This is a genomic window from Luteococcus peritonei, from assembly GCF_039526385.1.
In the GTDB taxonomy this organism is placed as follows: Bacteria; Actinomycetota; Actinomycetes; order Propionibacteriales; family Propionibacteriaceae; genus Luteococcus; species Luteococcus peritonei.
Genome location: NZ_BAAAIX010000028.1, coordinates 38,972 through 63,226 on the forward strand (window position 1 = coordinate 38,972; position 24,255 = coordinate 63,226).

Sequence of the window (24,255 nt, forward strand, 5' to 3'; positions counted from 1 at the left end):
GGCCCCCTGCCGAGGTCACCAGTTGAGACCTCCAGCCCGGCTCGACATTTCCTGGCCGCCTGACCCGAGCGGTGGGATGATCAGAGGCGAAAGGTGGCTCGATGACTGGATTCCTGCTGGTGGGCGCGCTCGGCATCGTGCTGCTGGTGCTCTCACTGCTGCTCGGTGACCTGCTCGACGGCCTCCACCTCGGGGTGCTGGACAGCGAGTTCTTCTCCACCGCCGCCCTGGCCGGCTTCATCGGGGCCTTCGGTTTCACGGGAGCGCTGTTGCTGGACCTGCTGCACAGCCAGCCCATCGCCATCGGCGGAGGCCTGGCGGCCGGCCTGGCCATCGGTGCGCTGGTCGGCTGGGCCACCGGCCGGCTCAAGAACCAGGGCGAGGGCGGCGTCCCCTCCACCTCCTCGCTGCGAGGTGCGCAGGGCGTGGTGATCTCCGCCGTTCCTGCCGCCGGCTACGGCGAGGTGCGCATCCATGCCGGGGGACATCCGCTCAAGATCAATGCCCGCTGCGAGCAGCCGCTCGGCGAGGGAACCAGGGTCTGGGTCAGCGACGTCCTATCCGCGACGGCCGTCGAGGTCCGGCCCGTCGAGGCCCTCGAGGCCTGAACCACACGACCCACCAGACCACACGAGGAACGGAAGAACATGTTCGGAATCTCCATCGCAGCCCTGGCCACCGTCGGCCTGGTGGTGCTGCTGGTCCTGCTCGGCCTGCTGGTGGCCAGCCGCTACAAGGTGGCCGGCCCCAACGAGGCCTACATCGTCACCGGTCGCAAGGGCAAGCAGGTGCGCAACCTGGAGACCGGCGTCGTCTCCACCGACCTGTCCGGCCAGAAGGTGGTGATGGGCGGCGGCGTCTTCGTGATCCCCTTCGTGCAGCGCCTGGGCGTGCTCGACCTGTCCAGCCGTCGCATCCCGGTGCAGATCCGCGGTGCCGTCTCCGGCCAGGGCATCAAGCTGAACCTGGACGGCGTCGCCATCGTCAAGGTGGGCGGCAACGAGGACTCTATCCGCGCCGCCGCGCAGCGCTTCATGACCCAGCAGGAGGAGGTGGAGACCTTCACCCAGGAGACCCTCGCCGGTGCCCTGCGCTCCATCGTCGGCTCGCTGAGCGTCGAGCAGATCATCCGCGACCGGGCCGCCTTCGCCCAGCGCGTGGCCGACGAGTCCGAGACCTCGCTCACCGGCCAGGGCCTGGTGCTGGACACCTTCCAGATCCAGGACATCACCGACGACGGCACCTACCTGACCGACCTGGGCCGCCCCGAGGCCGCCAAGGTGCAGCGGATGGCCGCGGTCGCCGAGGCCGCCGCCCGCCAGGAGGCCGAGCAGGCCCGGCTGGCCGCCGAGCAGCAGGTGGCGATCGCCAACCGCGAGCTGGCCCTGAAGCAGGCCGAGATCCAGGCCGAGACCGATGCCGCCCGCGCGCAGGCCGCCGCCGCCGGTCCGCTGGCCCAGGCCGACCGTGACCAGGCCATCCTCACCGAGCAGGAGAAGGTGGCCGTGCGCCAGGCGGCCCTGAAGGATCGCCAGCTGGACACCGAGGTGCGCAAGCCCGCCGACGCCGACCGTTACCGTCGCGAGACCGAGGCCGAGGCGAACAAGAACTCCGCCCTCTTCCAGGCCGCGGCCGCCAAGGCCCAGGCCATCGCCACCGCGGAGGCCGAGGCGGAGAAGGCGCGCCTGATGGGTGTCGGCGACAAGTCCCGCCGTACCGCGCTGGCCGAGGCGGAGGCCATCGAGGGTGCCAAGAAGGGTGAGGCGGAGAAGGCCCGACGCATCGCCGAGGCCGAGGCCGTCCGCGCCGAGGGCGAGGCCCGCGCGGCTGCCATCCTGGCCACCGGCCAGGCCGAGGCCGAGGCGATGGACAAGAAGGCCGAGGCCTATGCCCGCTACGGCGAGGCCGCCGTGCTGCAGATGCTGGTCGAGGTGCTGCCGCAGGTGGCCCGCGAGGTGGCCTCCCCGATGGCCGGGATCGACAAGCTGACGGTGATCTCCACCGATGGTGCGGGCGCCGTGCCGAAGCAGGTCACCAACAACATCGTGCAGACCATGCAGCTGATCAAGGACACCACCGGTGTGGACCTGTCCGACATGATCAGCCGCCGCACCGAGGACCAGCTCCCCGGTCAGCAGGACCATGCCCGGGCCTGAGTCCGACCGGGCCTGACCGTCCGGCCGCACGAGCCATCTCGCGCGGGCCGCCTCCCATCGGAGGCGGCCCGCGCGTCGTCTGCGGGTCCGCTCCCCGGGTCCTAGGCTGGCGGCGTGCCCCAGAACGGACCCCGCCCGACGTCGGGCGATGCGCAGCTGCGACTGACCCAGCGCGGCAAGGTGGTGCTCGCCGCTACCGTCGTCCTGGCCCTGCTGCTGCTCTTCTCGCTGCTGCGATCCTGCGGCGCCGACGAGCCGGACGCGGCGGTGCCCGCGGCCGAGGCCAGCACGACACCGGCCCAGACCCTCGCACCCGCGACCTCTGCGTCCAGTTCTGCGACGCCATCGTCAGCGGGAGCCCCCTCGTCGTCGGGAGCCTCCTCCTCATCGAGCGCTTCGCCCAGCCGGACCCCGAGCATGGCTGGCATCGTCACGAGCAAGGACAGGGGCAGCCGTGAGTGGCGGACGGCCTCGCTCGACGTGCCCACAACCCATGCGGGCAGGGCGAGGCCGCACCGCTACGTGGTGAAGCTGGAGACCAACCTGGACCTGGACGTCACCGAGGTGGCGCGGCAGGTGGAGCGGGTGCTCGACGACGAGCGCAGCTGGGTGGGCACCACCGGCAACTCCTTCAGCCTGGTCTCCGACGAGTCCACGGCCGACCTGACCATCTTCCTGGCCAGCCCGGACACCACCGACGCCATGTGCAAGCCGCTCGACGTCCGCACGACGTGGAGCTGCCAGAACGGCAAGCGGGTCATCCTCAATGCCGACCGATGGCGCTACCGCACTCCCACCTGGCAGCAGGCGGGCAGTGACGAGTACCGCGCCTACATGGTCAACCACGAGGTGGGCCACTACATCGGCCTGGGCCACGTCGGCTGTCCGGCCTCCGGCAGCGTCGCCCCGGTGATGATGCAGCAGAGCATCCGGCTGGACGGCTGCACCATCAATGCCTGGCCCTCGCAGTCCAAGGGCCGCTAGTCCCGTTCCCCGAACCACCCGCCCGGCGGCCCGGTCACGTGGCATGCTGGCCGCAACGTGTTCCGGGGTCGGTGCAAGTCCGAACCGGCGGTGAGAGTCCGCGACCCGTGCGCAGCCAGCGCACGGTTGACCTGGTGGAATTCCAGGACCGACGGTGAAAGTCCGGATGGGAGGAAACACGTGGGGTCGTCCATGGGCGACCCCTGCGACGGCGCGTCCCTGCGCCCGCGGCTGCTGCCGTGGGGTGAGGGGCCGGTGCCCGACTGCCAGGTCGGTGCATGCCGCGCGCGCCCCGGTGCACGTCGAGGACGACGACCGGAGGCCCGATGCACCAGCCAACCATCCCGCACCAGACCGACCATGCCCTGATGGCGATGGCCCTGGAGCTCGCGCGCCAGGGCCCCGAGGCCGATCCCAATCCCCGGGTGGGGTGCGTGCTGGCCACCCCCGACGGGGAGGTGGTGGGGCGTGGTTGGCACCGGGGAGCCGGCACGGCCCACGCCGAGGTGGTGGCCCTGCAGCAGGCCGGGGCGGCGGCGCGGGGCGCCACCGCCTACGTCACCCTGGAACCCTGCGACCACACCGGCCGTACCGGGCCCTGCAGTCACGCCCTTGTCGCCGCCGGCATCTCCCGCGTGGTGCACGCCCAGCACGACCCCAATCCGGTGGCCGCCGGCGGTGCTGAGCGGCTGCGTCGGGCGGGACTGGTGGTGGAGGGCGGCCTGCTGGCTGATCGGGCCCATGCCCTGAACCGCACCTGGACCCACCTCGCCCGCCACGGCAGGCCCTTCGTGACCTGGAAGTTCGCCGCCACGCTGGACGGGCGCAGTGCGGCGGCCGACGGCAGCAGCCAGTGGATCACCGGTGCGGCGTTGCGGGCGCGCGTCGGTGAGCTGCGCTCCCGCTGCGGTGCGGTCGTGGTGGGCAGCGGCACCCTGCAGCGCGACGACCCGCGGCTGACCGCCCGTGACGCGGCCGGAGAGCTGCTGCAGCACCAGCCGTTGCGAGCGGTGATGGGCCTGGCCGAGGTGCCCGGGCAGGCCCGGGTGCGCGGCGCGGACGGCCGCTTCCGCCACCTGGCCACCCGAGATCCCCAGCAGGCTCTCACCGCCCTGGCCGCCGAGGGGGTGCACCACGTCTGGCTGGAGGGAGGGCCCCGACTGGCGGCCGCCTTCTGGCGCGCCGGGCTGGTGGACGAGGTGCTGGCCTGCCTGGCGCCGGTCCTGCTGGGCGCCGGGACCGCGGCCGTCGCGGACCTGGGCATCGCCGGTATCGAGCAGGCTGCCCGGCTGCGGTTGGAGCGGGTGGAGCAGGTGGAGCAGGACCTGTTGCTGGTGCTGCGGCCCCGGGCTGACGGCGATCCAGCGCCACCGGAGGCGCCGCGGGACGGCACGAAGCACGACGAGAAGACGACGGACCACACGCCAGGGCTGCCGACGGGGCAGCGAACCAAGGAGGACTGATGTTCACGGGAATCGTGGAGGAGAAGGGCCGGGTGCTGGAGGTACGCCCCGGCGAACAGAGCATGGTGATGAGGATCAGCGGGCCGCAAGTGGTGGCCGATGCCGCCCCCGGCGAGTCGATCAGCTGCAACGGGGTCTGCCTCACCGTCGTCGAGCACGACGGTCAGAGCTTCGCCGTCGACGTGATGGCCGAGACCCTGGCGCGCTCCAGCCTGGGGCGGCTGCAGGAGGGCTCGCCGCTCAACCTGGAACGGGCGCTGCGCGCCGACGCGCGGCTGGGCGGCCATGTCGTCCAGGGCCACGTCGACGCCACCGGCGTCGTGCTGGAGCGGCGCCCCGGTGACCGCTGGGAGGTGGTGCGGATCAGCCTGCCCGAATCCCTGTCCGGATTCGTGGTGGAGAAGGGATCCATTGCGGTCGACGGCGTCTCGCTCACCGTCTCCGCGGTGGGTGGGGACTGGTTCGAGGTCTCGTTGATCCCCACCACGCTGGAGGTGACCACGCTGGGCGACAGTCCGGTGGGCACGGTGGTGAACCTGGAGGCCGACGTGATGGCCAAGTACCTGGCCGCCCAGCTCGACGCGCTACTGGCCGGCCTCGAGGCTCGCCTGGCGCAGCTGGAGGCGAACCGATGAGCAGCATCGAGCAGGCCTTGGCGGCACTGCGTGACGGGCGTCCGGTGCTGGTGCTGGACGACGACGACCGCGAGAACGAGGGCGACGTGGTGCTGGCCGCCGAGACGCTGACCGAGCAGGCGGTGGCCTGGACGGTGCGGCACAGCTCCGGCTACCTGTGCGCCCCGATGCCGCAGGACTGGGCCGACCGGCTGGAGCTGCCCCTGATGGTGCCCGACTCCACCGACCGGCTGCGCACCGCCTACACCGTCACCGTGGATGCCGCCCGCGGCACCAGCACCGGGATCAGCGCCCACGACCGGGCGCTGACCGCGCGGCTGCTGGCCGACCCGGAGGCCGGTCCGCAGGACTTCACCCGGCCCGGCCACGTCGTCCCGCTGCGGGCCCACGACGGGGGAGTGCTGGTGCGCCGGGGCCACACCGAGGCCTGCGTCGACCTGTGCCGGCTGGCCGGCTTGGCGCCGGTGGGCGTGATCGCCGAACTGGTGCGCGACGACGGGGCGATGATGCGGGCCCCCGAGGTGCACGAGCTGGCCCGCCGTGAGCAGCTGCCGGTGGTCACCATCGAGCAGCTCGCCAGGTGGCGGCAGGTGCACGACCGGGTGGCCGAGGTGGCCCGCACCGTGGTGCCCACCCGGCACGGCGACTTCGCCGCCGTCGGCTTCCGGGACCTGCTCACCGGTGCGGAGCACGTCGCCCTGGTCAGTCCGCACGGGCTCGGCGAGCAGAGCCTGGTGCGGGTGCACTCGGAATGCCTCACCGGTGACGCGCTGGGCTCGACGCGCTGCGACTGCGGCGCCCAGCTGGAGGCCGCCCAGCAGATGCTGGCCGAGCAGCCCGGCGTGCTGGTCTACCTGCGCGGCCATGAGGGGCGCGGTGTCGGTCTGCTGGACAAGCTGCGCGCCTATGCCTGCCAGGACGAGGGCAGCGACACCGTCGACGCCCAGACCGAGCTGGGCCTGCCCGTGGATGCCCGCGAGTACGGCGCCGCGGCCGCGGTGCTCCACGCCCTGGGCGTGGGCCCGATCACCCTGCTCAGCAACAATCCCGACAAGGCCGAGGCGCTGCGCCGGGCCGGCTTGCAGGTGGCCGGGGTGCAGGGCGTCGTGGTGGGCGTCACCCCGCAGAATCTGGCCTACCTGGCCACCAAGCGCGACCGGATGGGTCACCAGCTCCCGGCGCGCATCGGCACCGGGCAGGGGTCCTGTGACCCTGTGGACCAGGGCCCGCACCACCCGACCCAGCATGACCAGACACAGCACGACCAGACCGAGCAGATCCAGGAGGAGACGGCATGAGCGCAAGCGGAGCACCGACGATCGAGGTGCAGGCCCCGGGCCTGCGAGTGGCGGTGGTGGCCGCCAGCTGGCACACCACGGTGATGGACGGCCTGGTGGACGGCGCCCTGCGTGGCCTGGCCGACTGCGGCGTGACCCAGGTGGAGCTGGTGCGCGTGCCCGGCACCTTCGAACTGGCCGGGGCCTGCAGCGCGCTGGCCGACCGCTTCGACGCGCTGGTGGCGCTGGGCGTGGTGATCCGTGGCGGCACCCCGCACTTCGACTACGTCTGCCAGGGCGCCACCCTCGGGCTCACCGAGGTGGCGGTGCGCACCGGGCGTCCGGTCGGCTTCGGGGTGCTCACCTGCGACGACGAGCAGCAGGCACTGGACCGCGCCGGGCTGCCCGGATCGTCGGAGGACAAGGGCCACGAGGCCGCCCTGGCGGCCGTCGCCACCGCCGTCGCCCTGGACCGAGTGCCCTGAGGACACCGGCCCGCAACGCCACGAGGCCACGATCCGTGCTGGATCGTGGCCTCGTGCTTGTGTCTTGTGCGGTCTCTCGTGGCCGTGCCTCAGTGGCGGCTCACAGGGCGGCCGCGATGGCGTCGCCCACCTCGCTGGTGGAGCGCTTGCCGGTGCGGGCCGCGATGTCGGCCTCGACGGCCTGCTCGATGCGTCGCGCGTCCTGCTCCCGGCCCAGGTGGTCGAGCAGCAGCGCCATCGAACTGATCGCGGCGGTCGGGTCCGCGATGCCCTGCCCGGCGATGTCGGGCGCGGAGCCGTGGACCGGCTCGAACATGCTCGGGTACTCCCGCGAAGGGTTGATGTTGGCGCTGGCGGCCAGGCCGATGCCACCGGTCACGGCAGCCGCCTCGTCGGTGAGGATGTCGCCGAACAGGTTGTCGGTGACGATCACGTCGAAGCGCTGCGGGTTGGTGACCAGCATGATGGTGGCCGCATCGATGTGCAGGTAGTCGGTCTCCACACCGGGGAAGTCGGCGCCGACCTCCTCGACGATGCGGCGCCACAGGCCACCGGCGTTGACCAGCACGTTGTGCTTGTGCACCAGGGTGAGCTTGTTGCGACGGCGGGTGGCGCGCTCGAAGGCGTCGCGGACCACGCGTTCCACACCGTAGGCGGTGTTCACGCTGACCTCGGTGGCGATCTCCTGCGGCGTGCCGACGCGCACCGCGCCACCGTTGCCGCAGTAGAGGCCCTCGGTGCCCTCGCGCACCACCACGAAGTCGATCGGGCCCTGGTCGGTGACCGCGGCCGAGAGCGGGGTGGAGGTGTTCGGGTAGAACTTGCTGGGCCGCAGGTTCACGGCGTGGTCCAGCGCGAAGCGCAGCTTGAGCAGCAGGCCGCGCTCCAGCAGGCCCGAAGGAATCTGGGTGGAACCGGGCGCTGCGCCCACCGCGCCGAGGACGATGGCGTCGACGCCCTTGAGCTCGTCGAGCACGGAGTCGGGCAGCACCTCGCCGGTGCGCAGCCAGCGCTCGGCGCCCAGGTCGTAGTCCACGAAGCTGAAGGCCTGCTCGCCGGCGGCGGCCTTGAGCACCTTCAGCGCCTCTGCCGTCACCTCGGGGCCGATGCCGTCGCCGCCGATGACGGCGATGGTGGGGGTCTGTGCGTCAGTCATGGCCTCGAGGCTAGTGGAGCGCCCACAGCCCGGAAGCGCGGTCTCAGCAAGGGACGGTCGTAGTAGTTTCAGCCCATGGCCTTCGACTTCGCAGCAGCCCCCGACATCGCGCCCGCCGACCAGTCCCACCTGGACGAGGTCTTCGCGAACCCCGGCTTCGGGAACCACTTCACCGACCACATGGTGCTGGCCACCTGGACCGTGGAGCAGGGCTGGCACGACGCGAAGCTGGTGGCCTACGCCCCGATGAGCTTCGACCCGGCCAGTGCCGTCTTCCACTACGCCCAGGAGATCTTCGAGGGGCTCAAGGCCTACCGTCGCGCCGACGGCTCGGTCTGGCTCTTCCGCCCCGAGGCCAATGCCGCGCGCTTCGTCTCCTCGGCCGAGCGGCTGGCGCTCCCGGTGCTGGGCGAGGAGGACTTCGTGGCCAGCGTCGAGGCCCTGGTCCGCGCCGACGAGCGCTGGGTGCCCGGCGGACACGAGCAGAGCCTGTACCTGCGGCCCTTCATGATCGCCAACGAGAACTTCCTGGGCGTGCGCGACGCCCACACAGCCACCTTCTGCATCATCGCCTCCCCGGTGGGTGCCTACTTCTCCGGCGGCGTGAGCCGGGTGGACATCTGGGTGAGCCGCACCTCCTCGCGCGCCGGGGCGGGCGGCACCGGCGCGGCCAAGTGCGGCGGCAACTATGCCGCCAGCCTGCAGGCCACCCGTGAGGCCTATGCCAACGGCTGCAGCCAGGTGCTCTTCCTGGACTCCACCGACCACAGCCACATCGACGAGCTGGGCGGCATGAACTTCTTCGTGGTCACCGCCGACGGTCAGCTCGTCACCCCGACGCTGACCGGCTCGATCCTGCCCGGCGTCACCCGCGACTCCATCCTCAAGCTCGCCCCGCAGCTGGGCCTGGAGCCGGTGGAGCGTCGCATCACTCTGGACGAGCTGCTGGCCGGGATCGCCGACGGCAGCGTCACCGAGGCCTTCGCGTGCGGCACCGCGGCTGTCGTCACCCCGATCAACAGCCTGAAGGTGGACGAGAAGGTGCACACCCTGCCCGAACTCGACCAGCCCCGCGCACTGGCGGTGCGCGAGGCCCTGCTGGACATCCAGTACGGGCGCGCGGAGGACCCCTTCGGCTGGACCCGCAAGGTCTGCTGAGTCCATCACGCGAGACCTCGCGTCTCGTGTGGCGGGTGGCATCAGACTGGGGCGGACCCCCGCGAGAGGACCCTGGGATGACGAGCCGTGAGGTGCTGCCGCTGGCACCCGAGACCTTCCACCTGTTCGACACGACGCTGCGCGACGGCGCCCAGCAGGAGGGTCTGCGGCTCTCGGTGGCCGACAAGCTGCGCATCGCGGGGCTGCTCGACGAGCTGGGGGTCAGCTTCATCGAGGGTGGCTGGCCGGGCGCCAATCCCAATGACACCGCCTTCTTCGCCGCCGCCCGCGACCAGCTGCAGCTGCGCAGCGCCCACCTGGTGGCCTTCGGCTCCACGCGTCGGGCCGGTGGCAGCGCCGCCACCGATCCGCTCACCCAGGCCCTGCTGGACGCGGGCACCGAATACGTCTGCATCGTCGCCAAGAGCCACGACCGCCACGTCACCGACGCCCTGCGCACCACGCTGGAGGAGAACCTGGCGATGGTGCAGGACACGGTCAGCCATCTGGTCTCCCAGGGCCGCCACGTCTTCGTCGACTGCGAGCACTTCTTCGACGGCTACCGCTCAAATCCGGGCTACGCCCTGGACGTGGTGCGCACCGCTGCCGAGGCCGGCGCCGAGGTGGTGGTGCTGTGCGACACCAATGGCGGCATGCTGCCCAGCCAGATGGGCGACGTGGTCTCCGCGGCCGGCGCCATCGGCGTCGACCTGGGCATCCACTGCCACAACGACACCGGCTGCGCCGTGGCCAACTCGCTGGCGGCGGTGGAGGCCGGGGTGATGCACGTCCAGGGCACCATCAACGGTTACGGCGAGCGCACCGGCAATGCCGACCTGACCACCGTGATCGGCAACCTGCAGCTCAAGTTCGGCTGGCCCCTGCTCAGCGAGCGCCAGCTCGCCTCGCTGACCCGCACCAGCCATGCCGTCGCGGAGATCACCAACCAGGCGCCCCACGCGCGTCAGCCCTATGTGGGCCACTCCAGCTTCGCGCACAAGGCCGGTCTGCACGCCTCCGCGATCAAGGTGGACCCGGACCTGTACCAGCACATCGACCCGATGGTGGTGGGCAATGACATGCGGATGCTGATCAGCGACATGTCCGGGCGCGCCAACATCCAGATCAAGGGCGAACAGCTCGGCTTCGACCTGTCCGACCGCGAGCTCGCCGCGCGGGTGACCGAGGCGGTCAAGCAACGCGAGGCCGCCGGCTACTCCTACGAGGCGGCCGATGCCAGCTTCGAGCTGCTGCTGCGCTCCCAGCTGGGCGAGCTGGAGGCCCCCTTCGAGATCAGCAGCTGGCGGGTGCTCACCGAGCACCGTCCCGGTGAGGCCGAGGGGGAGACCTATTCCGAGGCGACGGTGAAGCTGGTCGCCCAGGATCCCGAGACGGGGCCGAAGCGGCTGGCCGTGGTGGGGGAGGGCAATGGTCCCGTCGATGCCCTGGACGACGCGCTGACCCAGGCATTGGCCCCGGTCTTCTCGCAGGTGGAACGCTTCAAGCTGCTCGACTACCGGGTGCGGATCATGGAGACCGGCGGGACCGATGCCGTCACTCGCACCCTGATCGACATGTCCGACGGTTCCCGCACCTGGACCACCGTCGGCGTCGGCGGCAATGTCATCGAGTCCAGCTGGGAGGCGCTGGCCGATGCCTACCTCCACGGTCTCGTGAACGGCTACGGCACGCACCAGCCGAAGCAGTAGCGCGCGTCACTGCTCCAGGTCGCGGCGTCGGCGCGTCAGCTGGCGCACCAGGTCCTGGGTGGCATTGCCTTTCAGCGGCAGGGCGCCGGCGGGCAGGTCGTCGAGCATGGGCCCGGCGGCCCCGGTGGCCCGCCGGGACGGCGACAGCGCGAGGAGGTCAGCCGATCCGGTCGATCAGCAGCGGCTGGCGCTCCACCGGCTCCGGGCCCACCTCGATGCCACCCTCGAGCGCCTGGCGCGCCCGGTCGAAGGCCTCGGGAGTGTCGGTGTGCAGGGTGAGCAGCGGCTGGCCCTTGGTGACGCGGTCGCCGGGCTTGGCGTGCATCACCACGCCGGCGCCGAACTGCACCGCGTCCTCCTTGCGGGCGCGGCCGGCCCCCAGTCGCCAGGCGGCGACGCCCACGGCCATGGCGTCGAGCCGGGTGAGCACGCCGTCCTCGCTGGCGAGCACCTCGTCGGAGTGCTTGGCCACGGGCAGCGTCGCGTCGGGATCGCCGCCCTGGGCACGCACCATCCGCTTCCAGACGTCCATCGCGGAGCCGTCCTTGAGGGCCTTGGCCGGGTCCGCGTCCGAGCCGGCGGCCTGCAGCATCTCGCGGGCCAGGGCGACGGTCAGCTCCACCACGTCGGCGGGACCGCCACCGGCCAGCACCTCCACCGACTCGGTGACCTCCAGGGCATTGCCGGCCGTCAGGCCCAGCGGGGTGGACATGTCGGTGAGCAGGGCGACGGTGCGCACGTCGGCGGCCTGGCCCAGCTCCACCATGCGACGGGCCAGCTCCGTGGCGTCCTCGCGGGTCTTCATGAAGGCGCCGGTGCCCACCTTCACGTCGAGCACCAGCGAGCCGGTGCCCTCCGCGATCTTCTTGCTCATGATGGAGCTGGCGATCAGCGGGATGGCCTCGACGGTGCCGGTGACGTCGCGCAGCGCGTAGAGGTTCTTGTCGGCGCGTGCCAGGCCGTCGCCGGCGGCGCAGATCACCGCGCCCACATCCTCCAGCTGGCGCATCATCTCGTCATTGCCCAGCGTGGCGCGCCAGCCCGGGATGGACTCCATCTTGTCCAGGGTGCCGCCGGTGTGGCCCAGGCCGCGGCCCGACAGCTGGGGGACCGCCACGCCGCAGGCGGCCACCAGCGGGGCCAGCGGCAGCGTGATCTTGTCGCCGACGCCGCCGGTGGAGTGCTTGTCGGCGGTGGGGCGGCTGAGCGAGGAGAAGTCCAGGCGCACGCCGGTGTCGATCATGGCCTGGGTCCAGCGCGGCAGCTCGCGCGCGTCGAGGCCGCGGAAGAGGATCGCCATCGCCATGGCGCTCATCTGCTCGTCGGCCACCACACCCTCGGTGTAGGCGGTGATCAACCAGTCGATCTGCTCGTCGGAGAGCACTCCGCCGTCCCGCTTGGTGCGGATCAGCTCGACGGCACTGAAGGCATTCGCGTCAAAGGTGGCCATGCAGGCAGTATCGCAGGCGGCCGGTCGTGGTGGCGCGCCCGGCCTGGTTGCCCGCCCCGCGCCCCGCGCTCTGCCGGGTCCGGGCGGGGGAGCGATAGCCTTGCCGCATGCGCATTGCCCGTTACGCCCTGGACGCCTCCGAGCCGCAGTTCGGCATCGTGGAACTCGCCGAAGACAACGGTGAGCACCCTGACACCGTCGCCGCCATCACCGGTGACCCGCTGGCCGGCCCGGTCAACTACACCGGCGAGCGCCATGCGCTCGACGAGGTGCGGCTGCTGGCCCCGGTGATCCCCCGCAGCAAGATCGTCGCGGTGGGCCGCAACTACGCCGCCCACGCCCAGGAGATGGGTGGCGAGGTGCCGGAGAACCCGCTGATCTTCCTCAAGCCCAACACCTCGGTGATCGGCCCCGACGACCCGATCGTCAAGCCCGCCGGGGCCCAGGAGCTGCACCACGAGGGCGAGCTGGCCGTGGTGATCGGCCGGATCTGCAAGCAGGTACCGGTGGAGCGGGTGCACGAGGTGGTCTTCGGCTACACCATCGCCAATGACGTCACCTGCCGCGACTGGCAGGCCAGCGACGGGCAGTGGGCCCGCGCCAAGGGCTCCGACACCTTCTGCCCGCTGGGCCCGTGGATCGTGACCCACCTGGACCTGGCCGAGGCCGGCGACCTGCAGGTCACCACCGTCGTGGGTGATCCCCGTGACATGGACGCCGCCGAGACCCGCCAGGACGACTCCACCGCCCTGATGGTGCGCGGCATCTCCGAGCTGGTCAGCCACATCAGCCAGTCGATGACCCTGCTGCCCGGCGACGTGGTGCTCACCGGCACCCCGGCCGGTGTCGGGCCCATCGAGCCGGGCCAGCGCGTCGTGGTCAGCATCCAGTCGATCGGTGAGCTGGGCAACCCGGTCGTGGCCGAGCAGTGAGCCAGCCCTCCCGGCGCGCCGGGGGCGCTCCGCCGGCCACCGGTGAGGACCCGCTGCCGGGCGTCGACTACTCCCAGGTGCTCACCGAGCCGGGCCAGGTCCCGGTGCGCCCCCTGGTCGGGGTGCTGCTGGGCATCGTGCTCTACGGCCTGGTGGCCCAGCTCGTGGCCCAGCTCGTGGTGCGGATCGGCTGGTCGCTGGCCGACAGCCCCGGACGTTTCATCGACTGGTCGCGCGAGGCGCTGGCCTATCACCACCTGGCGGGCCTGGTGGGCGCCCACCTGGGCATCGCCTGCCTGGTGCTGATCACCATGGCGCTGGTGCGCTTCCTGCACGGCCGGGCACCGCACTGGGTCACCAGCGTGCAGCCGGGGATGCGTTGGCGCTACCTGCTGCTCTGTCTGCCGGTGGCCGCCGTCGTGCTCAATGCCATCGTGCTGCTGGGCCGCCTCGGCCAGCCCTGGCAGCCCGATCCGCAGCACCGGGCCTGGCTGTGGATCCTGGTGGTCTGCCTGACCGCACCGCTGCAGGCGGCGGGGGAGGAGTACTTCTTCCGCGGCTACCTGATGCAGGCCTTCGGGGCCATGGCGGCCGGACTGGCCATCCCGGCCGGACGCTGGCGCATCGACGGCCGGTGGGTGGCGGTGATCGGCTCGGCGCTGGTCTTCGCGCTCTTCCATGGCGTGCAGAACCCGGCCCTGTTCGTGGACCGCTTCGGCTTCGGGCTGCTGGCCGGGCTTCTGGTGCTGCGCACCGGTGGTCTGGAGGCGGGGATCGCCTGCCATGTGGCCAACAATGTCTTCGCCTTCGGCTGGGCGGCCCTGTTCGGGGGCGTCGCGCAGGCCCGTGCGGTGCAGTCCATCGGCTGGGCCCAGGCCGCCAGCGACCTGACCGGTTTCGCCATCTTCGCGGCCCTGGCCTGGTGGCTGGGTGGGCGGCTGAACCTGGCCACCCGTACCTCGCAGCTCAGGGGCCGCAGCCGATTTGGCGTTGGGGCCTGAGGTCCACTAGAGTTTCACGTCGTTGCCCCTCAGGGGGAGACGAAGGGGTATGGGGTAATTGGCAGCCCGACTGATTCTGGTTCAGTTAGTCCAGGTTCGAGTCCTGGTACCCCTGCTGACGAGGTGAAATTGCTGGTCACAGGAATTTCTTGCTAGACTCGTCACCGCTCGGAAACGAGCAGCTGGGGCCCCGTTGTGTAGCGGCCTAGCACGCTGCCCTCTCAAGGCAGTAGCGCGGGTTCGAATCCCGTCGGGGCTACTTGAGCAGAAGGACCCGGATCATTGATCCGGGTCCTTCTGCTTTTCCGGAGCATGCACATGAGGCTGCGCGCGGACTCACGGGGTCGCGGTCTGCCTGCTGGGCTGGCCCCGGGTCAGGCGCCCGGCTCCTGGAGCTGGTGGATGCACGTGCTGGCTGTCGGGCGGTAGCCCAAGGACTCGTACAGGCCGAGCGCGCCGCTCGGGTCTGGCGCCCAGCACCCCTGGGACAGGCGACCAACCCTGAAATCCGTGCCGTCGATCCGGAAAATGCCCGAAAGTCGGCCAAATTCGCGATCGACGTCGCGACCCTCAGGGTTGCGGGGGACTGGCCGCCGCGGCAGCCAGGCGCTGGAGCCACACGAGTTCGATCAGGCCCGCGGATGTTGGACTCATCCCGCACCGGCCCTCATAGAAGGGAACAAGGTGTGGCTCGTAGTCAGCTGACGAAGCCCACCGGGCGTCCTCGGTACCGGGCCACGACCCAGAACAGGCTGTGGCGCCTGAGTCGTGCCGTCCACGCGGTGCCGTCCGGCTGTCCGCCGAAGGCGGCGGAGTGCCGAGCATCGAGCTCGGTGTGGTAGACATCAGGACTGATCTGCCACTCCACAGTGCCGTGATCCATGCCTCAAACCTCGCAGCTCCGTTCCTGGCTTGTGCCTGCGCGTGAGGATCCACGCGGGTGGAGTGATCTGTCCTGGAGGATCACGGCGACCTAGTCTAGTCGCGTGCCGACCGTCCTGCGCCCAGTCCATCGGGCGCTGCGCGCCTGTTTGGCGGGACCGCTGGTGGCCTATGACTACGCCTTGGACCCTCAATCCGTGCATCTCGGTCTTCCGAGTCCAGCGGCCACGCTGATCATCTCCTTCGACGAGCCGCTCGACCTCGGATGGTTGCACGAGCCTTCCGTCTCCCGCCGCGAGTGGTGCTCGATCAGTGGCCTTCATCTCCGTCCGGCACTGGTCAGGACCCACGGTCTGCAGCGCGGCATCCACGTCTCGTTGACGCCAACAGGGGTCCGGGCCCTCTTCGGGCTGCCGCTGGCCGCACTGGTCGGCGACACGGTCTCGCTGCATGACCTCCCTCGCGGTCTCAGCGAGAGCGAGCACCAGCGCCTCGATGCAGCCCCTGGCTGGCCCGCCAGGCTGGCCCTGCTCGAGGAGCTGCTGCTGAGGCGCATCACCGACGACGCTCCAGCCTCCGACATCAGACACGCAACCGGCCTGCTTCTTGACGGATGGTCGGTCACCGCGGTGGCCGCAGAGGTGGGATGGTCCCGCCGTCACCTCCACCAACGAGTGAGCTCGGAGACGGGGCTCCCGCCCAAGCAGCTGAACCGGCTGGGACGGTTCGATCGCGCACGCGAGCTGGTGCAGCAGGGTGTCAGCTTCAGCGAAGCGGCTCATCGCGCCGGGTTCGCGGACCAGGCGCACTTCACCCGGGAATGGTCGGCGATGGCTGGCCGCACGCCGAAGGCCTCAGCCGAGGAGTTCCCAAATCTTCAAGAAGTCCTGGCGTGCCGCACCGTAGCCTCGGCGCCATGACCCAGACCAAGCCTCAGCTCTTCCACTCCCTGACCTTCGCCGATGCGGGACGTGCCCGCACCTTCCTCACAGCGCTGGGCTTCACCGAGGTGCTCGTGGTGCCCAGTGCCGACGATCCCAGCGTGATCGAGCACGCCCAGCTCCGTTGGCGCGAGACGGGCGGCGTGATGTTCGGTTCCGTGCGGGAAGCCAATCCGTTCGCCGGCCCGGAACGCGTCGGCCGGGCGTCCTGCTACCTCGTCGTGGCCGAGGACCACGAGGTCGACGAGGTCTTCCGACGTGGTCTGGCCGCCGGCGGGTCCGTCGTCGAGGAACCCGCCGACCAGCCCTATGGTGGCCGCAGTGCCACGGTGGCCGATCCCGAGGGGAACCACTGGTCCGTCGGCTCGTACCAAGGGGAGTAGTGCGGACTGGAGCCTCAGATGAGATCGTCGAAGCGAGGCCGCGGATCATCGGCCAGCCGGCTCAGCACCACCAGGTCCACCGGACCTTCGTGCGTGTGGCCCGCGTGGCGCAGACGCCCCTCCTCGATGAACAAGGCCCTGCGGGCCGTCGTCAGTGAGCCATGGTTGTCAGGGGCGATGAGTACCTCGATCCGGTCGATGCCCTGGCTGTCGAGTGCCCAGTCGGCCAGCGCGCTCAAGGCCCTGGCCATGCTGCCTCGGCCACGGGCCCACGGCCCCAGCCAGTAGCCGGCCTCGGTCCTGGCCACCGCCCAGTCGGTGTTCTTCAGGCCGATCACGCCGACGAAGTCACCGTCCACCTCGATCCCGCGTTCCAGCGCACGCCCGGAGGCCGCGGCCTGCGGCGCCCACTCGGTGACGAAGCCGCGGGCGGACTCCTCGGTGTAGGGCCGGGGCAGCGGCAGCCAGCGTTGGGTCAGCGGATCCGAGCAGGCCACCGCGACCTGCGGGATGTCGGCTGCCTGCAGCGGCCGAGTCGGAGGCCGTGAGCCTCGATGGTGTCGTCGGCGAAACCGGCCATGCGCTGAGAGCGACTACTCGCCGGCGCCGGTGCGGCGCAGCACCTCGGACAGCCGCTCCGCGGCCGCCATCACAGCAGGGGCGTGCAGTCGGCCGGGCTGGCGGGTGAGGCGCTCGATCGGGCCGGAGACGCTGACGGCGGCCAGCACCTTGCCACTGGGGGAGCGCACCGGGGCCGAGACCGAGGCCACGCCGGGCTCGCGCTCGGCCACGGACTGCGCCCAGCCACGACGACGCACCGTAGCGAGCGCCACGGCGGAGAAGGCGGAGTGGTTCAGGCCGCGCTGCACCCGGTCGGGTTCCTCCCAGGCCAGCAGCACCTGGGCGGCCGAGCCGGCCGTCATGGTCATCTGGGCGCCGATCGGGATGGTGTCGCGCAGGCCGGAGGGGCGCTCCGCGGCGGCCGCGCAGACCCGCACGTCGCCCTGTCGACGGAAGAGCTGGGCCGATTCGCCCGTGATGTCGCGAAGACGCGCAAGAATGGGACCGGCGGTGGCCAGCAGGCGGTCCTCGCCGGCGGCGGCGGCCAGCTCGGTGAGCCGGGGGCCCAGCACGAAGCGGCCCTGCAGGTCGCGCCCCACCAATCGGTGGTGTTCCAGTGCCACGGCCAGGCGGTGCGCCGTGGGCCGGGCCAGGCCCGTCGCGCTGACCAGGCCGGCCAGCGTGGTCGGACCGGACTCGAGCGCGGTCAGAACCAGGGCTGCTTTGTCGAGAACACCGACACCACTAGAATCGTCCATGCTCTGAGACTAGCGTCTCGCGATCTGATATTCCAGTGGCATCATGGAGCACACCACGGGATCCACCGATCCCGTTCGTCATCCCCGCCAAGAAGAGGAGCCATGGGCAAGACACTGAGCGAGAAGGTCTGGGACGCGCACGTCGTGCGCAGCGCCGACGGCGAGCCCGACCTGCTCTACATCGACCTGCACCTGGTGCACGAGGTCACCAGCCCCCAGGCCTTCGAGGGCCTGCGCCTGGCCGGACGCCCGGTGCGCCGCCCCGACCTGACGTTGGCCACAGAGGACCACAACACCCCCACCCTGGACATCCTCAAGCCCATCGCCGACCCCGTCTCCCGGCTCCAGGTGGACACCCTGCGCGCCAATGCCCAGGAGTTCGGCGTGCCGATCCACTCGCTCGGCACCCTCGACCAGGGCATCGTGCACATCATCGGCCCGCAGCTCGGCCTCACCCAGCCCGGCATGACCATCGTCTGCGGCGACTCCCACACCGCCACCCATGGCGCCTTCGGTGCGCTGGCCTTCGGCATCGGCACCTCCGAGGTGGAGCACGTGCTGGCCACCCAGACCCTGCCCCAGGCGCGCCCGAAGACCATGGCGGTCAACATCAACGGCGAGCTGCCCGAGGGGGTCACCGCCAAGGACGTCGTCCTGGCGCTGATCGCAAAGGTCGGCACCGGCGGCGGCCAGGGCCACATCGTCGAGTACCGCGGCAGCACCATCCAGAACATGTCGATGGAAGGGCGGATGACCATCTGCAACATGTCGATCGAGTGGGGCGCCAAGGCCGGCATGATCGCCCCCGACCAGACCACCTTCGACTACCTCAAGGGTCGCCCCAATGCGCCCGAGGGTGCCGACTGGGACGAGGCGGTGGCCTGGTGGAGCCAGCTGGCCACCGACGCCGACGCCAGCTTCGACGTCGAGGTGGACATCGACGCCAGCCAGCTCAGCCCCTTCGTCACCTGGGGCACCAATCCCGGTCAGGGTGTGCCGTTGGCGGCCACCGTTCCCAGCCCCTCGGACTTCACCGATCCCACCGAGGTCTCCGCCGCCGAGCGCGCCCTGCAGTACATGGACCTCAACGCCGGCACCCCGATGCGGGAGATCGCCGTCGACACCGTCTTCCTGGGCTCCTGCACCAATGGTCGGATCGAGGACCTGCGCCTGGCCGCTGACGTGATCAAGGGGCGCAGTGTGGCCGACGGGGTGCGCATGCTCGTGGTCCCGGGCTCGGCACGGGTTCGCCTGCAGGCCGAGCAGGAGGGCCTGGACCAGGTCTTCCTGGACGCGGGTGCCGAGTGGCGCGCGGCCGGCTGCTCGATGTGCCTGGGCATGAATCCCGACCAGCTGGCCCCGGGTGAGCGCAGCGCGTCGACCTCCAACCGCAACTTCGAGGGTCGCCAGGGCAAGGGTGGCCGCACGCACCTGGTGAGCCCCTCGGTGGCTGCCGCCACCGCCGTCGCCGGAACGCTCAGCTCGCCCGCAGACCTGGACAAGTGAGGAAGAATCATGGACAAGTTTTCCACCCACACAGGGATTGCCGTTCCGCTGCGTCGCTCCAACGTGGACACCGACCAGATCATTCCTGCGGTTTACCTGAAGCGCATCACCCGCACCGGATTCGAGGACGGATTGTTTTCCGCCTGGCGCAATGATCCTGACTTTGTGCTGAACACCGAGCCCTATTCCCGCGGGTCGATTTTGCTGGTCGGTCCTGACTTCGGTACCGGCTCCTCGCGCGAGCACGCCGTCTGGGCCCTGCAGAACTACGGCTTCAAGGTGGTCGTGGGCTCCCGCTTCGGCGACATCTTCCGCTCCAATGCCGGCAAGGCCGGGCTGCTGGTGGCCCAGGTGGAGCCCGCGGTCGTGGAGCAGCTGTGGGCCGACGCCGAGGCCAATGCCGCTGACCAGATGGTGGTTGACCTGGTGGCGCGCACCATCACCTCGGCCGGCGTGGCCCATCCGTTCAGCATCGACGAGCACACCGCGCACCGGCTGCTCGAGGGGCTGGACGACATCGGCTCGACGCTGCAGCACGAGGACGACATCGTGGCCCATGAGCAGTCCCGCCCAGCCTTCAAGCCGAAGACACTTCCGGTGCGGACCGCCAATTGACCGCGGTGAGTTGAACAAGTTAAATCACTCGGCTTGGCGTCCGCTTTTCCTTGTGGAGAAGCGGACGCTTTGCGTTTCCTGAACAACTGGGCGTTTGTCCGGACTTGGCTTGGTGCCAGTCGAATTCCCAACCTAGCTTTGATTTCGCGCGATGCACACCGCATCGGGTCCATCCGGCTGGGGGGCCGGAAGCAGAAAGGCACCACCTGTGAACAAGGCAGAACTCATCGACTCGCTGGCCAAGGCCCACTTCGACGGCAACAAGGCGGTCGCGACCCGTGCACTGAACGCCGTGGTCGACACCATCTCCACCGAGGTGGCCAGCACCGGCAAGGTCTCGATCACCGGCTTCGGTGTCTTCGAGGTCATCCACCGCGAGGCCCGCGTCGTGCGCAATCCTCGCACCGGCGAGCGCAAGCAGGCCGAGGCCATGGACCTGCCCCGCTTCCGCCCCGGCACCGATCTCAAGAACCGCGTCGAGGCCGCCGCCGGCAAGCGCAAGTGATGCACTGAACGACACGCTCCGGGCCCACGAGGCCTGGACAGGCCCCAGGGGCGATTCGGGTGGGGATCCGGATCGCCCCTTGTGCTGTCCGGTTGCGCACCAGGCCGTCGCGCCTGCGGCAGGTGCTGACAGACAGGGCTCGTCGGGGCAACCCATGGAGCCTCACCACGGGGCCGTCGGGCCGGTGGATCAGCGCAGGACGGTGGGTTCCACAGCGTGGATGCGGGCGCTGACCACCCGCTCGCCGTCGAGGCCGAGCACCAGTCGCTGTCCCACGTGCAGCGCGCGCAGCCCCTCCAGCACCTCGGTGCCGATGGTGCGCCGGGTGCCGTCGTCGAGCAGCACGACCAGCTCTGCGTCCCGGCCGGGGACGGCCTCGTGGCAGGCGGTGGCGTGCAGGGTGACGGGTGCCTCGGTGCTCATGGCGACGATCCTAGGTCCACCTCTGCGCCGGGGCGGCGAACCGAACCCGGCCGGGCCATGGACTAGCGTTGTGCTGCGCGGCGAGGGCCCGCACGGAAGGACGGGATCGATGGTCGGCAGGCAGGTCAAGGGCATGGTGCGCCCCAGGGGAGCGGACTTCCGCGCCGGGGAACCGGCCTACAAGTTCCTGGGCAGCCTCACCCACGGCGTCAACACCGGCCTGACCACGCGCGACTGGCGCGACAGCCACAAGATCCCCGCCGAGGGCGGCGTGCTGGTGGTCAGCAACCACATCAGCAACTACGACCCGCTGGCCCTGGGCGACTACTTGATCTTCAACGGCCGCTGGCCGCGCTTCCTGGGCAAGTCGGACCTGTGGAAGGTGCCGGTGGTGGGCTTCTTCGCCCGCGGCTGCCGCCAGATCCCGGTGGAGCGCAACACCTCGCGTGCCGGGGACTCGCTGCAGCACGCCAGGCAGGCGCTCGCCGACGGTGAGCTCGTCGCCATCTACCCCGAGGGCACCATCACGGCCGATCCCGACGGCTGGCCGATGACCCCCCGCAGCGGGGCGGCCCGGCTGGCGCTGGAGACCCGCTGCCCCGTGCTCCCGGTGGGGCAGTGGGGCGCCAACCAGATCATCCCGGGCAAGAAGCTGCACTTCCCCCGCTTCTTCCCGCGCCCCACCCTGCAGGCCAAGGCCGGCGACCTGCTGGACCTCTCGGACCTGTACGACCACCCCAACCGGCACGAGGCAGTCCGCGTCGCCTCGGAGCGCATGGTGGAGGCGATCACGCTGCTGGTGGCCGACCTGCGCGGCCTCGAGCCGCCGGCCGAGCGTTACGACATCCGCAAGGGCGTGCGCGTCCCCAAGGGGGCCACCACCCTGCAGGACCTGGCCGACCCCGGCACACCCGACGGCGTGCCGCCCGTCGAGGCGCCCCCGGCCTGACGGCCCCGTCCCCCGAACCACACCCGCACAGCAAAGGCAGTCCATGACCCGCAAGATCCGCGTCGCCCTCGTCTTCGGTGGCCGTTCCGAGGAGCACTCGGTGAGCTGCTCCACCGCCGCCAGCGTGATGGGCGTCATCGACCGGGAGCGCTACGAGGTGGTGCCGATCGGCATCACCCGCCAGGGCCACTGGGTGCTGGTGGACGACGATCCGGAGCCGCTGCGGCTGAATGCCTCCAACACCCCCGAGGTGCGTGCCACCGGCGCCGAGGTCACCATGCCGATGGCGGTGGGGGATCGCGAGCTGCGGGTCCTGGAGGCCGGCCAGGTGCCCGCCGAGATCGGCGAGGTCGACGTGGTCTTCCCCCTGGTCCACGGTCCTTTCGGCGAGGACGGGACGCTGCAGGGCCTGTTCGAGCTGGCCGACGTGCGCTACGTCGGCTGCGGCGTGCTCACCAGCGCCGTGATGATGGACAAGCACTACATGAAGGTGGTCTTCGAGGCCGCCGGTCTGCCGGTCGGTCCCTACCGGGTGATCAGCGACAAGGCCTGGCGCCGCGATCCGCAGGCCGCCCTGGCGAGCATCGAGGGCCTGCAGTACCCGGTCTTCGTCAAGCCCTGCCGAGCCGGTTCCAGCTTCGGCATCACCCGGGTCACCGGCCCGGAGGGGCTGCAGGCAGCCGTCGAGGAGGCCCGGCGCCACGACCCCAAGGTGATCGTGGAGCAGGGGCTGGTGGGTCGCGAGATCGAGTGCGGCGTGCTGGAGGGGCGTGGCACCGACGCGCCGCGCGTCTCCGAGCCCGGTGAGATCGTCGTGGTGGGTGGCCACGACTTCTACGACTTCGACGCCAAGTACATCGACGGCACCTCGGTGCAGCTCACCTCGCCGGCAGAGGTTGACCAGGCCGTGCGCGCCGAGGTGCAGCGCATCGCCCGCGAGGCCTTCGAGGCGGCCGGCTGCGAAGGGCTGGCGCGGGTGGACTCCTTCGTGGCGCCCGACGGCACCGTGACGCTGAACGAGATCAACACCATGCCCGGCTTCACCCCCAGCTCGATGTTCCCGGTGATGTGGCAGGCGACCGGCCTGTCCTATCCCGACCTGGTGGACGAGCTGATCAGCCTGGCGCTGGAGCGCCCCACCGGCCTGCGCTGAGCCTCCGGCCCCTTGTCGGGGAGCTGGAGGGGGCCGTGCTCGGCTAGCGTTGCCGCATGGATCCCAGCAGCGATGCCGCCCCCGGCCAGGAGACCCTGGCCACCACCAGCGAGTTCGGTCTGATCGAGCAGATCACCCAGCCACTGGTGATGTCACCGGCGGTCTCCGTGGGCCCCGGTGACGACGCGGCCGTCTACCTGGTCAACGGCTCCGCGGTCACCAGCACCGACCTGCTGGTGGAAGGCGTCCACTTCAAGCGCGAGTGGTCCACCGCCGAGCAGGTGGGGCGCAAGGCGGTGGCCGTCAACGTGGCCGACCTGGAGGCCATGGGTGCCCGCCCGGTGGCCATGGTGGTGGCGCTGGGTGCCCCGGGCGAGCTGGCCACCAGCTGGGTCCGCGAGTTCTCCACCGGCGTGCGCAGCGAGGCCGAGGCCGCCGGGATCGTGCTGGTGGGCGGCGACACCACCGCCGCGCGCGACATCACCGTCTGCATCACCGTGATCGGCGAGACCGCCGGGCGCACACCCGTGCTGCGCAGCGGTGCGGCCAGCGGCCAGGTGGTGGCGGTGCGCGGCCGGCTCGGCTGGGCCGCGGCCGGGCTGGCCGCCCTGGGCCGCGGTTTCCGCTCCCCGCGGGCTGCCGTCGACGCGCAGCGCTGCCCGCAGCCGCCCTACGGTGCCGGCCGGGAAGCTGCCGAGGCTGGCGCCACCGCCATGATCGACGTCTCCGACGGCCTGCTGGCCGACCTGGGTCACATCGCTCGGGCCAGCGGCATGGTGATCGACCTGGACAGCGCGCGCGTCGAGGTGGACGAGCCCGTGGCCACCGTCGCGGCCGCCCTCGGCAGTGATCCGCTGGAGCTGGTGCTCGGTGGGGGAGAGGACCACGCCCTGGCCGCCTGCTTCGAGGTGGGCGATGTCCCCGACGGCTGGCAGGTACTGGGCCGGGTGCGTGAACCGGAGCAGGACGAGGAGGTCGGTGTGCTGGTGGACGGACGAGTCTGGCAGGGCCAGCAGGGCTGGCAGCACTTCCGCGGCTGACCCGCCCCTGCCGGGCATCGGAGGTGTCGTGGACGTCCAGAGGGTGTCTGCCCCGAGGCGGCGGGCTCTGCCGATCTTCAGCCAGGGGCGGCGTGGAGGCTTCGGCGCGGACGGGGCCATGGATTACCCTGTG

The 24,255-nt window shown here is 71.0% G+C and carries 25 protein-coding genes, 2 tRNA genes and 1 riboswitch; of the genes, 21 read left to right on the plus strand and 6 right to left on the minus strand.

Features of this window, described 5'->3' with window-relative positions; all coding sequences use genetic code 11:
- The first annotated feature begins 101 nt into the window (after positions 1-101).
- From ABD073_RS11895 to ribH, 7 genes are all read left to right on the plus strand, one after another.
- Positions 102-608 carry an NfeD family protein gene (locus ABD073_RS11895; RefSeq protein ID WP_343874885.1) on the plus strand — a complete coding sequence of 169 codons (507 nt, stop codon included), beginning with the start codon at positions 102-104 and terminating at the stop codon, positions 606-608.
- A gap of 39 nt (positions 609-647) precedes the next feature.
- On the plus strand, positions 648-2,156 hold the full coding sequence (locus ABD073_RS11900) for a flotillin family protein (RefSeq protein WP_343874886.1): 1,509 nt from the start codon (positions 648-650) through the stop codon (positions 2,154-2,156).
- A gap of 114 nt (positions 2,157-2,270) precedes the next feature.
- On the plus strand, positions 2,271-3,140 hold the full coding sequence (locus ABD073_RS11905; protein ID WP_343874888.1) for a DUF3152 domain-containing protein: 870 nt from the start codon (positions 2,271-2,273) through the stop codon (positions 3,138-3,140).
- Between the two features lie 53 nt (positions 3,141-3,193).
- Positions 3,194-3,324, plus strand: a riboswitch (FMN riboswitch).
- A 142-nt stretch (positions 3,325-3,466) separates the two neighbouring features.
- Positions 3,467-4,603, plus strand: a complete 1,137-nt coding sequence (gene ribD / locus ABD073_RS11910) for a bifunctional diaminohydroxyphosphoribosylaminopyrimidine deaminase/5-amino-6-(5-phosphoribosylamino)uracil reductase RibD (RefSeq protein ID WP_386751510.1) — start codon at positions 3,467-3,469, stop codon at positions 4,601-4,603.
- Entirely contained in the window at positions 4,603-5,238 is a 636-nt protein-coding gene (locus ABD073_RS11915) for a riboflavin synthase (RefSeq protein WP_343874890.1), read from the plus strand. Before ribD ends, ABD073_RS11915 begins: the two co-directional genes overlap by 1 nt.
- The gene (gene ribB, locus ABD073_RS11920; protein WP_343874892.1) at positions 5,235-6,536 is read left to right on the plus strand and encodes a 3,4-dihydroxy-2-butanone-4-phosphate synthase; all 1,302 of its coding nucleotides are present in this window, start codon (positions 5,235-5,237) and stop codon (positions 6,534-6,536) included. Before ABD073_RS11915 ends, ribB begins: the two co-directional genes overlap by 4 nt.
- Positions 6,533-7,000 carry a 6,7-dimethyl-8-ribityllumazine synthase gene (ribH, locus tag ABD073_RS11925; protein ID WP_343874893.1) on the plus strand — a complete coding sequence of 156 codons (468 nt, stop codon included), beginning with the start codon at positions 6,533-6,535 and terminating at the stop codon, positions 6,998-7,000. Before ribB ends, ribH begins: the two co-directional genes overlap by 4 nt.
- Positions 7,001-7,100: 100 nt before the next feature.
- Here the strand turns inward: ribH and ABD073_RS11930 are convergent, their stop codons facing one another.
- Positions 7,101-8,156: a 3-isopropylmalate dehydrogenase gene (locus ABD073_RS11930; protein ID WP_343874894.1), complete on the minus strand. Its 1,056-nt coding sequence runs from the start codon at positions 8,154-8,156 to the stop codon at positions 7,101-7,103.
- A gap of 75 nt (positions 8,157-8,231) precedes the next feature.
- Between ABD073_RS11930 and ABD073_RS11935 the strand changes: the two genes are divergently transcribed.
- Positions 8,232-9,314 carry a branched-chain amino acid aminotransferase gene (locus tag ABD073_RS11935; RefSeq protein WP_343874895.1) on the plus strand — a complete coding sequence of 361 codons (1,083 nt, stop codon included), beginning with the start codon at positions 8,232-8,234 and terminating at the stop codon, positions 9,312-9,314.
- A gap of 77 nt (positions 9,315-9,391) precedes the next feature.
- Positions 9,392-11,023, plus strand: a complete 1,632-nt coding sequence (cimA, locus tag ABD073_RS11940) for a citramalate synthase (protein WP_343874896.1) — start codon at positions 9,392-9,394, stop codon at positions 11,021-11,023.
- A 157-nt stretch (positions 11,024-11,180) separates the two neighbouring features.
- On the opposite strand, the gene ABD073_RS11945 is transcribed toward cimA, so the two are convergent.
- Complete coding sequence (locus tag ABD073_RS11945; protein WP_343874898.1) at positions 11,181-12,473, minus strand: thymidine phosphorylase; 1,293 nt, start codon at positions 12,471-12,473, stop codon at positions 11,181-11,183.
- A 107-nt stretch (positions 12,474-12,580) separates the two neighbouring features.
- On the opposite strand from ABD073_RS11945, the gene ABD073_RS11950 reads away from it, so the two are divergent.
- From ABD073_RS11950 to ABD073_RS11965, 4 genes are all read left to right on the plus strand, one after another.
- Positions 12,581-13,405: a fumarylacetoacetate hydrolase family protein gene (locus ABD073_RS11950; protein ID WP_343874901.1), complete on the plus strand. Its 825-nt coding sequence runs from the start codon at positions 12,581-12,583 to the stop codon at positions 13,403-13,405.
- The gene (locus ABD073_RS11955) at positions 13,402-14,406 is read left to right on the plus strand and encodes a CPBP family intramembrane glutamic endopeptidase (RefSeq protein ID WP_343874904.1); all 1,005 of its coding nucleotides are present in this window, start codon (positions 13,402-13,404) and stop codon (positions 14,404-14,406) included. Before ABD073_RS11950 ends, ABD073_RS11955 begins: the two co-directional genes overlap by 4 nt.
- Before the next feature lie 43 nt (positions 14,407-14,449).
- Positions 14,450-14,521: transfer RNA gene (locus tag ABD073_RS11960), tRNA-Gln, on the plus strand.
- 71 nt (positions 14,522-14,592) lie between these two features.
- Positions 14,593-14,665, plus strand: a tRNA-Glu gene (locus ABD073_RS11965).
- Between the two features lie 438 nt (positions 14,666-15,103).
- Here the strand turns inward: ABD073_RS11965 and ABD073_RS11970 are convergent.
- Positions 15,104-15,289, minus strand: a complete 186-nt coding sequence (locus ABD073_RS11970; protein ID WP_343874907.1) for a hypothetical protein — start codon at positions 15,287-15,289, stop codon at positions 15,104-15,106.
- A 103-nt stretch (positions 15,290-15,392) separates the two neighbouring features.
- Between ABD073_RS11970 and ABD073_RS11975 the strand changes: the two genes are divergently transcribed.
- Positions 15,393-16,208, plus strand: a complete 816-nt coding sequence (locus ABD073_RS11975) for a helix-turn-helix transcriptional regulator (RefSeq protein WP_343874909.1) — start codon at positions 15,393-15,395, stop codon at positions 16,206-16,208.
- Positions 16,205-16,612: a VOC family protein gene (locus ABD073_RS11980; protein ID WP_343874912.1), complete on the plus strand. Its 408-nt coding sequence runs from the start codon at positions 16,205-16,207 to the stop codon at positions 16,610-16,612. Before ABD073_RS11975 ends, ABD073_RS11980 begins: the two co-directional genes overlap by 4 nt.
- Positions 16,613-16,626: 14 nt before the next feature.
- On the opposite strand, the gene ABD073_RS11985 is transcribed toward ABD073_RS11980, so the two are convergent.
- The gene (locus tag ABD073_RS11985) at positions 16,627-17,139 is read right to left on the minus strand and encodes a GNAT family N-acetyltransferase (protein ID WP_343875142.1); all 513 of its coding nucleotides are present in this window, start codon (positions 17,137-17,139) and stop codon (positions 16,627-16,629) included.
- Between the two features lie 66 nt (positions 17,140-17,205).
- Positions 17,206-17,931, minus strand: coding sequence for an IclR family transcriptional regulator (locus ABD073_RS11990; protein WP_343874913.1), 726 nt, complete (start codon positions 17,929-17,931; stop codon positions 17,206-17,208).
- A 102-nt stretch (positions 17,932-18,033) separates the two neighbouring features.
- On the opposite strand from ABD073_RS11990, the gene leuC reads away from it, so the two are divergent.
- The 3 genes from leuC (at position 18,034) to ABD073_RS12005 (ending at position 20,557) form a co-directional block, all read left to right on the plus strand.
- Positions 18,034-19,437, plus strand: a complete 1,404-nt coding sequence (gene leuC / locus ABD073_RS11995; protein ID WP_343874915.1) for a 3-isopropylmalate dehydratase large subunit — start codon at positions 18,034-18,036, stop codon at positions 19,435-19,437.
- 9 nt (positions 19,438-19,446) lie between these two features.
- Positions 19,447-20,052, plus strand: a complete 606-nt coding sequence (gene leuD / locus ABD073_RS12000; RefSeq protein ID WP_343874918.1) for a 3-isopropylmalate dehydratase small subunit — start codon at positions 19,447-19,449, stop codon at positions 20,050-20,052.
- A gap of 208 nt (positions 20,053-20,260) precedes the next feature.
- The gene (locus ABD073_RS12005) at positions 20,261-20,557 is read left to right on the plus strand and encodes an HU family DNA-binding protein (protein ID WP_343874921.1); all 297 of its coding nucleotides are present in this window, start codon (positions 20,261-20,263) and stop codon (positions 20,555-20,557) included.
- A 189-nt stretch (positions 20,558-20,746) separates the two neighbouring features.
- Here ABD073_RS12005 and ABD073_RS12010 read toward each other — a convergent pair whose 3' ends face one another.
- Positions 20,747-20,980: a hypothetical protein gene (locus ABD073_RS12010; protein WP_343874923.1), complete on the minus strand. Its 234-nt coding sequence runs from the start codon at positions 20,978-20,980 to the stop codon at positions 20,747-20,749.
- Between the two features lie 109 nt (positions 20,981-21,089).
- Between ABD073_RS12010 and ABD073_RS12015 the strand changes: the two genes are divergently transcribed.
- From ABD073_RS12015 to ABD073_RS12025, 3 genes are read left to right on the plus strand one after another with little or no spacing between them, the layout of a single operon-like run.
- A complete protein-coding gene (locus ABD073_RS12015) occupies positions 21,090-21,929 on the plus strand; it encodes a lysophospholipid acyltransferase family protein (RefSeq protein WP_343874924.1) in 840 nt (279 codons plus the stop codon).
- 43 nt (positions 21,930-21,972) lie between these two features.
- Positions 21,973-23,082: a D-alanine--D-alanine ligase family protein gene (locus ABD073_RS12020; RefSeq protein WP_343874926.1), complete on the plus strand. Its 1,110-nt coding sequence runs from the start codon at positions 21,973-21,975 to the stop codon at positions 23,080-23,082.
- Positions 23,083-23,138: 56 nt separating this feature from the next.
- Positions 23,139-24,122, plus strand: coding sequence for a thiamine-phosphate kinase (locus ABD073_RS12025; protein ID WP_343874929.1), 984 nt, complete (start codon positions 23,139-23,141; stop codon positions 24,120-24,122).
- Positions 24,123-24,255 lie beyond the last annotated feature (133 nt).